Here is a 6,903-nt window from a genome sequence, read left to right as displayed (position 1 = left end):
TAGTTAGCCGACGCCCCTCGCGCCAGCGTCCCGCGGCATTCCCTGCGGCTGGCAGCTCACGCTGGCAGCTCAGCGCTTGCTTGCGCGGCCGACGGACGCGCCCGCATCTTAGGAGCCTTTGACCGCTGCCCCGTCGGGCCTCGCCGGCTCTCCCCCGCGGCTCTTGACGTGTCAGGCCGGTCCGGCTTTTTTCCTGATTTCCAGTCGGAAGCAGGGTGCCGATCCGGCCGCCGACGTTGAGACAGTGCAGGCGTGCTAAGGAAGCCGCCGTGAATCCCAGGACCGCGTCCCCTCCCGAACCGCGCAGGCTCTTGGTGACTGCTCCCGCCACCGGGGAGGTGGTCGGTTCCGTCCCTATGCTGGACGCCGCCGCGGTGCGCGTGCTGGTCGAGCGCGCGCGCGCCGCGCAGCCGGCCTGGGCGGCCCTTTCGCCGCGCGCGCGCGGCAGGCTGCTGCTGCGGCTGCGGGACCACCTGGCCCTGCGGGCCGAGGAAGTGGCCGACCTGAGCTGCCGCGAAACCGGCAAGTTGCCCGCGGAAGCGCTGCTCAGCGATGTGCTGACGACATGCGACCTGGCACGCTGGTACGCCCGCCGCGCGCCCGCCGTGCTGCGCCGCCGCCGCATTCCGGCAGGCTGGCTGGTGAACAAACGCTGCTACGAGGTGCGCGAGCCCTACGGCGTCGTCGGTGTCATTGGCCCCTGGAATTTCCCCGTCCTCAATACCATGCGCGCCGCGCTGGCGGCGCTCGCGGCGGGCAACGCGGTGGTGCTCAAGCCTTCGGAAGCTGCGCCGCTTTCCGCCCTGCTCATGGAGGAACTGGCTCAGGAAGCCGGCTGGCCGCCAGATCTACTCCTGGTGGCGACCGGCGATGGTTCGACGGGCGCGGCGTTGATCGAGGCGGGCGTGGACAAGCTGTCCTTCACGGGCAGCGTTGCCACTGGCCGGGCAGTAGCCCGTATGGCGGCCGAGCGCCTCATCCCCGTGACGCTCGAGCTGGGCGGCAAGGATCCCATGCTGGTCCTGGCCGGCGCCGATCTCGACCGTGCCGCGCGCGCGGCGGTGGCGGGCGCTTTCTGGAACGCGGGGCAGATCTGCACTTCGGTGGAACGGGTATACGTCGAGGAGTCGGCGTACCACAAGTTCCTCGAGCGGGTGCTGCGCGAGGTGGCGGGGCTCGTGGTCGGGCCGGCGTCAGATCCGGCCAGCGACGTCGGCGCCCTGACCACGGAGGCGCAGCTCGAGCGGCTGGACCGCCACATCGCCGACGCCGTCAGCCGTGGCGCGCGCCTGCTGGCCGGCGGACACCGCCTGCCAGGGCCCGGCCGGTTCTTCGCCCCTACCGTGCTGGCAGACGTAGATCACTCCATGGACGTCATGCGGGAGGAGACCTTCGGCCCCCTGCTGCCCGTCATGAGGGTGCGCGATGCGGAACAGGCGCTGCGGCTGGCCAATGACTGCGCGTTCGGGTTGGGCTCGAGTATCTTCGGGCCGACCGGGCAAGCAATGGGGCTGGTCTCCAAGCTGCGCGCCGGCATGACCTGCGTGAACGACGCCCTCATCAATGCCGGGGTGCCCGGCCTGCCTTTTGGCGGCACGGGTGAGAGCGGCTACGGCCGCGTCTACGGCGACGAGGGGTTGCGCGAGATGAGCCGCACTCGCGCCGTGCTCGTGAGCCGGATCGGTTGGAAATTCGAGCTCCCCAGCTACCCGCTCCGGCGCTGGGGCCGCACTCGCGCCCTCGCCCTCGTCGAGCTGCTGCACGGGCCGGGACTGCTAAGCCGGCTGCGCGGCCTCCGGCGCCTCGTCAGCCGCGCACCGGCCGGCACGAGCGGAGTCGAGTAGCCGGGCAGCGGGCGAGTTCATCCGGCGCGGCGGCCGGGGGCCGCGCCGGACCCCGCCGCCCGATGGGGGGACCGGCGGACGGGGCGCTGCGGCGCTCACCCCGACGCGCAAGCGCATGCGGCTGTGCGTGCGCAGCGCCGGTGCGGCGGCAAACAAACCGTGCGGCTCCGGTGTATGGCCTGGTGGCTGGCACCGCATGCTGCCGGCCGGCAGTGGTACAGGCGTCTGCTGCAGGGACTTTCCTGAGTACGCGCCCTGCGCTCCGCGGCCACTGTTCCCGGCTACGACGACACTCCAGGGGGAGCCGGTTCTTGTCACAAGGTCCTGTGCCCGCGCGTTCTCTCGGTAGGCGCCTCTGGGTCCGGAGCGACGTGGAGTTCGAACCGTTCTTCCGCCGGGTCTACCCGTCGCTGTTCCGCTACCTCCATCGGTTGACCGGCGACGAAGATGTGGCGGCCGATCTGGCGCAGGAGGCATTTCTGCGCCTGCTGCGCCAGCCGCTGCCGGAAGATGAAGCCAAGCCGTGGCTCTTCACGGTGGCAACCAATCTGGTGCGGGACGGCGTCCGAAAGACGGTGAGGCGGCAGCGGCTGCTCGAGGCGGTGCGGGTGGGGCCGGTCCCGGCGCTGCGGCCGGACGAGACCATGGAGCGGGATGAAGAGATCCGGGCTGTGCGCTCGGCGTTGCTGCAGTTGCCGGCGCGGGACCGCGAGATCCTGCTGATGCGAGAGGAAGGCTTCAAGTACGGGGATATTGCGCGGGCGGTGGGAGTAGCTTCCAGCTCGGTGGGTACGCTCCTTGCCCGCGCAGTGCGGCGGTTTTCGGAGGCCTATCGCGCCCAAGGGGATGGCCATGCGCCACCTGGATGAGGGAACGCTTCAGGCGCTGCTGGACGGGGAGCTGAGCGCGGACGAGTCTGCCGCGGCGGCGCGCCATCTGGAGCATTGCCCCGAGTGTGCGGGGTGGGCGGCCGAGCTGCGCGCCGCGGCCGGCGAGCTGGCTTCGGCCGTGCAGCTCCTGGATCGCGCGCCCAGCGTGGCCGCGGCCTACCACTCGTTTTCCGAAAGCGCGCGGGCGGACCGTGGGCGCAGGGCGGCTCTTGCGCGGCGGTTGCTGCTCCGCGCCGCTGTCCTGGTCCTCGTGTTCGGCGGGCTCGTCTCCGCGGCGCTGCCGGGCTCGCCTGTGCGTGGCTGGGTCGAGACGCTGTGGGAGCGCACGCTGCGAACGTTCACTTCGCGGCCGGCACCCTCCGCCCCCGCCTCCGCGCCGACGGCCGTTGTGCCCGCACCGGCCGGGCTCGCCATCATGCCCGTGGACGGCCGCGTCCGCATTGTACTCGAGGCACCCGCGCCCGACTGCCAGGTGCGCGTCCGGCTGGTGGATGGCGAACGGGCCGTGCTGCACGCCACAGGCGGCGCCGCGTCCGCCAGGTTCCGCACCGCCCCGGGCCGCATCGAAATGGTGGGCGGCGGTGCGGGCGAGGTCCGCGTCGAGCTGCCGCGCTCGGCCCGCGATGCGCGAGTCGAGGTGAACGGCAAGCCTTACGTCATCAAGGATGGCGATACGCTGCGCCTGCTCGCGCCACTGGCGGACACGACCAGTGCCGAGATGGTGTTCCGCGTCCAGTTCTGAAGGGGGACTGTCATCTCGAAGCAGAGACTGTTATCCTAATCCTGCAGTGATTGTCCGGGCCGTGCGCCCGCCATCCGCAGCCAGCCACGTCTCAGGTTGAGCGAAGCGAAGGATCGCACTCGAACCCGGTCGCCGCCTGCGCTTATGCTCTCCACTCTCTTCCTCGCAACCCTGATCCTGTCGGCTCCGGCGCCTGATCCGGAGACGGGCCTGGTGCGGGGGCAGGTGCGCAGCGAGACGACGCGCAATGGGCTGCCTTTCGCCATTGTGGAAGTGATCGCAGAAAACAAGCGGCTGGTCACGGTGACGGACGCCGCCGGGAACTATGTGATCCGGGTTAGCGCGGGCCCCAGGCTGCTCCGCGCCAGTCACATTGATCATGCTCCACTCGAGGTCGAGGTACTGGTCCCGGCCGGCGGCGAGGTGGTGCTGGACCTGGTGCTGGAGCTGCGGCCCGTACGACTGCCCGGCGTGAAGACCGCGGCCGAGGCGGCGCTGGACGCGCGTTCCGACCTGCAGGCCGCGCGGGCGCCCGGGCTGGCAGCGGCGGCGGTCCGCGCGCTCGAAGCCACACCGGGCATGGCGGAGCTGGGGCTGGCCGATGCGGCGCGAGGCGTGCCAGGCCGTGAACCAGCCGATCCGTCTGACGTGCTCTACGTGCGCGGCGACGCCGCCGACCTGAAGCTCGTCCTGCTGGACGGCGCGCCCGTCTACGCGCCCTTCCACCTGGGCGGATTGATCGATGCCTTCGAGCCCGAGGTGCTGCGCGCGGCTAACCTGTACCTGGGCGGCGCACCCGCTCGCTACGACGGCGGGCTCTCTTACGTGCTGGACCTCGAGACCCGCGCCGCCCGGCGGGACGGCACGCGGCTGGCCGGCGCCCTCGACCTGCTGGGCGTGCGCGGCACCATGGAGGGGCCTCTGGCCGGCCGTGCCGGCTACCTCGTCGCGGGACGGGCGGTACACGCGCTGGGCGCGCCCGTGTTCACCGATGACCCGTTCCCCTACCGCTACGCCGACGGTCTCGCGCGGCTGGACCTCGAGACCGGCGCCTGGGGCACGCTGGCGTTCACCGGCTTCTCGAACCGGGAGTCGGTCGAGCTCGAGGACCCCGGCGGCGGCGCCGGCGCTGCCGGCTGGGGCAATGCGGCGGCGTCCCTTCGCTACCATGACGTCATCGCCGGCACGGACGCTGAGTTCATCGCCTCTTTCGGCAGCTTTTATGCGCGGCTGCCGATTGGCGGAGGCCGGCCGCTCTGGGCGGACGGCTCGGCTCGGCGCCTGCGCATGATTGCAGACTTCTCGCACCCGGCGGGCGCGACCACGCTCGACTACGGGCTCTCCTATGATCACCTCTGGCTGCAGTATCGGGCCTGGCCGCGCTCGGCCGGGCGCGACTCGCTGCTCCTGGAAGTGGAACGCGAGGGCGACGTCGCGGGGGCGTACGCGGACGCCGCCTGGCAGGCGCTGCCCTTCCTCCGGGTGCGGGGCGGACTGCGCGCCGACTTCTTCTCGCTGCAGCCGGAGCCGCGTCTCGCGCCGCGCGTCTCGGCCACCTGGCTGCTGGGCGAGCGCGCCGCATTGACCCTGGCGGCGGGGCGGTACCGTCAGTTCGTGCGGGCGCCCGCACCCGCCCTGGTCGCCGAGCCGGATCGTGCGGCCAATGGAGAGCAGGCTGGACCGCCGCCCCCGCCATTGGCCGTGGCACGAGCATCCCACGTAGTGGTGGCGCTGCGCCAGGATCTGGGCGAGGGGGTGCGGCTGGGTATCGAGGGCTTCTTCAAGACGTTTGACGGACTGCCTGCCGAAGAGACCAGCCGCGGCCAGGCCTCGGGCATTGACCTGTGGGCCCGACGCAGCACCGGCCGGGTCACGGGCTGGCTAGGGTATTCGCTGGCCTGGATCTGGTCGCTCGAGGGACAGCGCAACGTCACCCGCCTCTTTGCCGGGCGCCACCTCTTGAACGCCGGACTGGCCGGCCCGCTGGGAACGAATGGGGGCTTCCAGCTCCGCGTCGGCTACGGCGCCGGGCTGCCGTATACGGCGATCCCCGACGCCGATATCACCTCCGCCTCGCCCAGCACGTTCCCGCGGCCGGCGGCCGATGGTGGAGATGACGATCCGGTGCCGCCCAAGCTGGCCCAGGCGCCCGAGGAGCCGTACCTGCGGCTGGATGCCGAGATCAAGCACACCTGGACACCCCACCTGCACGGCTTTGCCTTCGAGGTCACGCCCTATTTCAAGGTGCTGAACGCACTGGACCGGCGCGACGCCCTCTTCTACCGCTACGACGCGTGGAGGGATACGGAACCCCGGGCGGTCGCGTCGCTGCCCGTCGTTCCGGTGGTAGGCGTTGCGTGGCGCTTCTGAGTCGAGCGATCGGTCCCTCCGTCTCGCGCCGCATGCGGCTGATCCCTGAGTTCGACTACGGTTGGGAGTGGGTGTTGCCGGCCAGCCGGGAGGCGCTCTGGCCGCTCGTTTCCGATACCAACCGCTTCAACCGCGATACGGGGATGCCGACGCTGGCGGTGGCGGAGGCGCCGCGTGCGGCAGCGGCGAGCGGCCGGCGGCGGCTCAGGGCCGCCCGGCTGGGCCTGGGGCTCGAGTGGGAAGAGGAGCCGTTCGAGTGGATCCGGCCCCAGCGATTCGCCGTGGTGCGGCGCTACCTGCGGGGCCCGGTCGCAGAGGTCTCGGTGCGGGTGGAGCTGGCAGCGGAAGGCGATGCCGCGACCCGGCTGCGCTATGAGGTGCGGGCGAAAGCGCGCACGGCGCTGGGCCTCCTCGCGATCCCCCTCCAGATCGGCGTGCTCAGCGCGCGCCGGTTCCGCGCCGTGTTCTACCGCTACGCGGAGCTGGCCGCCGCGCAGGAGCGGGCGGGCCTGCAGCTCCCGCCGGCGGCCCGGGCGCGCCTCGCGCCGGGCGGGCGGGAGCGCCTGGCGTCGTTGCGAGCCAAGCTGATCGAGCGGACGGATCAGCCCGAACTGGTGGCGCGTCTGGTCGACCTCGTCGAGTGCGGCGATGACGTCGTGCTGGCAAGGCTGCGGCCGTACGCGCTGGCCGACGCCTGGCGCGCGCCGCGCCGGGCATTACTCGAGCTGTGCCTGCATGCCTCGCGCATCGGGCTGCTGGACCTGCAGTGGGACCTGATCTGCCCCCATTGCCGCGGCGCCCAACAGACGGCGGGCACGCTGGGGGACCTCGAGTGCGATTGCCATTGCACCGCCTGCAACGTCGATTTTGCCGCGAACTTCGAGCAGTCGGTCGAGCTCACGTTCCGCCCCAATCCCGCCGTCCGGCCCGTGGTCGCGTACGCGTTCTGCGTGGGCGGCCCGCAGGTTACTCCGCACATCGTGGTGCAGCAGCGGCTCGATCCGGGGGAGGTGCGGATGCTGCGCCCCGCGCTCGAGGCGGGACGCTATCGGCTGCG

The 6,903-nt window shown here is 71.8% G+C and carries 5 protein-coding genes; all 5 read left to right on the top strand.

The annotated features are described in order from the left end of the window. Positions 1-314 precede the first annotated feature (314 nt). A complete protein-coding gene (locus tag HY703_02075) occupies positions 315-1,844 on the top strand; it encodes an aldehyde dehydrogenase family protein (GenBank protein MBI4543966.1) in 1,530 nt (509 codons plus the stop codon). Positions 1,845-2,215: 371 nt separating this feature from the next. Then, on the top strand, positions 2,216-2,713 hold the full coding sequence (locus HY703_02070) for a sigma-70 family RNA polymerase sigma factor (GenBank protein ID MBI4543965.1): 498 nt from the start codon (positions 2,216-2,218) through the stop codon (positions 2,711-2,713). Beyond that, complete coding sequence (locus HY703_02065; protein MBI4543964.1) at positions 2,697-3,476, top strand: zf-HC2 domain-containing protein; 780 nt, start codon at positions 2,697-2,699, stop codon at positions 3,474-3,476. Before HY703_02070 ends, HY703_02065 begins: the two co-directional genes overlap by 17 nt. Before the next feature lie 144 nt (positions 3,477-3,620). After that, entirely contained in the window at positions 3,621-5,846 is a 2,226-nt protein-coding gene (locus HY703_02060) for a carboxypeptidase regulatory-like domain-containing protein (GenBank protein MBI4543963.1), read from the top strand. Then, the coding region (locus HY703_02055; GenBank protein MBI4543962.1) for a hypothetical protein at positions 5,834-6,903 on the top strand (1,070 nt) is incomplete at its 3' end. The genes HY703_02060 and HY703_02055, both read left to right, overlap by 13 nt.

The organism is Gemmatimonadota bacterium (assembly GCA_016209965.1).
Lineage (GTDB): Bacteria > Gemmatimonadota > Gemmatimonadetes > Longimicrobiales > RSA9 > JACQVE01.
The sequence above is the reverse complement of the archived record's forward strand: the minus strand, read 5'-3'. Positions and strand labels throughout refer to the sequence as shown.

What these genes read in the sequence shown, in the direction of transcription:
- HY703_02065 (MBI4543964.1), top strand. Translation starts at nt 2,697, where the DNA reads ATGCGCCACCTGGATGAGGGAACGCTTCAGGCGCTGCTGGACGGGGAG.
- HY703_02060 (MBI4543963.1), top strand. Translation starts at nt 3,621, where the DNA reads ATGCTCTCCACTCTCTTCCTCGCAACCCTGATCCTGTCGGCTCCGGCG.